This is a genomic window from Mesotoga sp. HF07.pep.5.2.highcov (assembly GCF_003666285.1).
GTDB lineage: Bacteria > Thermotogota > Thermotogae > Petrotogales > Kosmotogaceae > Mesotoga > Mesotoga prima.
This window is the reverse complement of the sequence record NZ_JFHJ01000612.1, coordinates 1-3,955: the sequence shown is the minus strand read 5'-3', so window position 1 is coordinate 3,955 and position 3,955 is coordinate 1. Positions and strand designations below refer to the sequence as shown.

Below are 3,955 nucleotides of genomic sequence, written 5' to 3'. Positions count from 1 at the left end.
GCTGGTACGAGAAGGGCAGCAGCCTCACACTAACCGCCCCGCAGGTCGAGGGCTTCTCCTTCCTCAACTGGACGGTGAACGGAGAGACACTAAATGATAACCCTCTTCAGATGAACATTAACAGCCCGAAGAAAGTTATTGCCAGATACAATGCGATCCCCACTCTGGAGATCCCGGATCAGACAGTGAGCACTGGAACGAATCTGGTTCTAGACCTGAGAAAATTCGCCTCAGACTCAGACGGTGATCCTATTGTGTTCTCGAAAGTATCTGGAGTTGGAACGATAAGCGGAAACCAGTTCAGCTACAATGCGACCACTGCAGGAACCTATTCGGTGACCGTTAGAGCGAGCGACAGCAGGGGTGGAGAAGCGACCGATACTTTCAGCATAACTGTTGAGTCTTCCAATAACGCTCCTCTGAAGCCTTCAAATCCAGCCCCATCGAGCGGTGCTACGGGTGTCGGAACATCTATAACACTTTCATGGAACTGTTCTGATCCCGACGGCGACGCACTTGTCTATGACGTTTACTTCGGTACCACGACAAACCCTGCCAGAGTTTCGGTTGGGCAGACTGCAAGAAGCTACACGCCTTCGAATCTCGCTGAAGGCACGAAGTATTACTGGAAAGTCGTTGCCAGGGATTCGAAGGGGCTTGAGACGACCGGAGATCTCTGGAACTTCACCACAAAGAGCAATCAGCCACCCGCGAAGCCTTCAAGCCCCAATCCCGCAAATAACAGCAGTGATATCGCTGTTTCGATAACTCTTTCATGGAATTGCAGCGACCCAGACGGAGACTCTCTGAAATACGATGTCTACTTCGGAGAGAGTTCAAATCCATCTAAGGTGGCCTCGGGAATAACGACGAAATCTTACAACCCCGGCAATCTTCAGAATGGAAAGGATTACTACTGGAAGATAGTGGCTATAGACGCTAAGGGAGCAACTACCCAGGGAGATGTCTGGAAGTTCAGAACAGTTGCCGCCGAAATACCACCCGAAGACGGCATAGACATGAACGGGCCGGTTTACACGGGGAATGTCCTTCTAGTAAGCAATAAATCAGAGAACGCAAACACCACAGAGTACACGGGAACGCTCAGTTCTGATTATCTTCCATCAGGGGATATTCTTCCCAAAAATTTACCGATTGAAGCGTATGCTATAAATCCTGAGATACCTCTCCCCGATGACATTGATCTATCGATGAAGATGCGACCGGATCTAGTTGAGGCAGGCTTCGAGCTCGCAGCCGTAGGCAGCACGAGATCATTCCACGTTCGGAATTTCAAAACGAATTCGAATTACCAGATAACCGCGACTCTCCAGTACATCGGGGAGACCTGCGAAATATGGGTCGAGAACCCTTCGGAAATAACTGTCTCCAAGGCAACGCAGCTTGGTCAGGAATTCGATAACGTCATCTATCCTCTGGTTACTGAATACTTCTACACTCCATCAGATGTGAACGGAGACGGAAGAGTCGCAATCCTCTGTTTCGATATTCAGGATGATTTCGACAACACCGGAGCATATGTGGGCGGTTATTTCAGCTCTGGAGATCTCTTCAATACCAGCACTTCAAACAAGATGGAGATCTTCTATATAGACACCTATCCGACGATGCACTACCCGGCATCTAACCCGGTAGATGTCTCGAGAGCCTACAGCACTCTGGTTCACGAATTCCAGCACATGGTCAACTTCAACAGAAACTACTTTGTGGAGAAGGGCAGTTCAATGCCGACGTGGTTGAATGAAGGTTTGTCAATGGCTGCCGAACATATCTACAAGGGAACTCTGACAAGCAGGATAAGCTATTACAATTACGCCACCAGCATAAAAAACGGACAGTCGCTGCTTTACTGGAATGACAACGGCGATGTGCTTGCCAACTACTCGCTCTCTTACCTTTTCTTGCAGTATGTCAGAGCACAGGGTGGAGGAGACCCCGCTATCTTCAGAGATATCCTTCTGGATAGTTGTAACGATCAGAGGGCAGTGACGGCGGCGCTGGCAAAGAGAGGGGTCAGTATCGGATTTGGAGATCTCATGACGGCGTTTAGGATTGCGCTCCTCCTCAAGAAATCGACGGGATTGTATGGCTTCAGAGACGATAGCAGTTTCGACGGCATAACAGTCTCATACTACACCGGCGGTGCGAAGAATCTGAGGGGTGGAAGCGCAGTGTTCAAGGCAATAAATCCGAGCTTTACAGATCCGGGTAATTCTGGAAGTTCCATACAGTATGTCGGAATATGCAAGTGATCGAATAACCAATCCCTGTCTTCTAGAAATGAAAAGCCCTCCGTCAGGAGGGCTTTTGAGTTATAGAAGTTACTGTATGGCTATTGTAGTACTTCTACATCCAGATGAATCGCAAAGTATCTTGCCGGGCTAACAGGAACGACCAGATCAGTGCCTTTGTATGTAAATTGCCCTCCTGCTGGTCTTTCTGTCGGTAATTTACCTTCGGCATATCCCTGAATCTTCACAGTCTCGCTTCCACTCTGCAGGCGCATATTAGGTCCGAGCACTATTGTCAGCTTGCCGTCCTTATAAGTCACTGAGGCTCCGGCGACTTTATTCTGACCAGCGTAAATATGCTGAGTGGCGGGACCGTTTGTGTCGAAGTAGTACCACCATGAAGCTCCATCTCCTTCATAGTTCCCGCCCCAGGCAGTCTCATCGCCTATCCAGGTTTCTGGGTCGGTAAGAGTCAGCTTTATTTCAACTACTGCGTCGTCCCATATCTCCTGTAGATCACTGATGAGTGTCGCGGTATTCTTAAGTCTGAATTCCTCTTCTTCACACGGGAATATTATCTCAAGTATTACGTCCTGCTTGTTTGCGCTCAGTGCCTTCATGAGGACTACATCGCCGCAACCTGGAAGGAAGTCTTCTTTAGCAGTATCAATAATAGCCTGGACGAGAGGTTTGTCTCCATCTGGAACGTTAGGATCAAACATTTTTCTCCATGAATTCCAGTTTAGAGAGCCTTCCATTATCGCCCATATTGCGATCTGAATATGCCTGTAGTCAACTCCAGGATAATCACCGTCTCTGTATCTGTTGAGTATGTAGTTGGCTTTTGCCATCTTCGAATCTGGCGCGCCACCGTTATAAACATCCTGTATTGTGTACGGACCACCGATTCCGGGTACATTAACCTGGATACACCAACCGGGATACGTACCTGCCATGTAGCCGGTGACTGTGGCTGAGATATATGCATCTGTTACTGGATATTCGTAGGTGACAGTTCCACTTCCTCCAAATGAGAACTTTCTTATGGTTATGGAGAACTGAACTACGGCCGAATCAGTAAGGTTCATCGGGAATGGAAGTGGATCTGGATCTGTTGCGACGATCGCGAATCCGTCTGGTACATAAGTGAATTCATCATCGAGAACTGCAGTGGCATTAGTCTCGGTTGTTCCCGTAATTGACAGGAAAGAATCATCGTACGCTTCATCGGTATTGGCAGGCGCATCGGCAGAGACTTCGACCTTTACCCTGTGTTGAGCGTTAGTGTCAACAGGTGTGAAGGCTATCGGTCCAAATCCATAAGTATTGTTTCCGCCAGAAGAGATACTTCCAAGCTCGACTTCCGGAAGAGTCTGAATAGTTATCCAATCAGACCCGTCGTAATACTGAAGTGTAATGGTCAGCTTGACGTTCTGAGCCTCGCTGTTGCCGTTGTTGGTAACCTTTACTGAACCACTGTAAGAGTGCGTGTCCACTTCGGATTTGAGAGTTTTTGTTGCCGTTATGGTGTATTCAATGTCCTTTTCGAATTCATTCACCTGGAAGGTTATCTGAGTAGGATTCGCTTTCTTATCGATTTCCCACTCATAGATTTTCTCTCTTATCCAGAAGAATTCAGCGCCAACTTCTGCCTCGAGCTTGACAGTTTCAGGAACTATTATCTTTATCTCTTCATCGTCACT

Annotated in this window: 1 protein-coding gene and 1 pseudogene; one reads left to right on the top strand and one right to left on the bottom strand. The window is 47.9% G+C overall.

Going from position 1 to position 3,955, the window contains the following annotated elements; all coding sequences use genetic code 11:
* Positions 1-2,273 (top strand): Ig-like domain-containing protein (locus BG32_RS13095; protein ID WP_409072669.1); only part of this gene is annotated, 2,273 nt, incomplete at its 5' end.
* Positions 2,274-2,353: 80 nt separating this feature from the next.
* Here BG32_RS13095 and BG32_RS15655 read toward each other — a convergent pair.
* Positions 2,354-3,955 (bottom strand): annotated as a pseudogene (locus tag BG32_RS15655) (hypothetical protein); the annotation flags it as partial.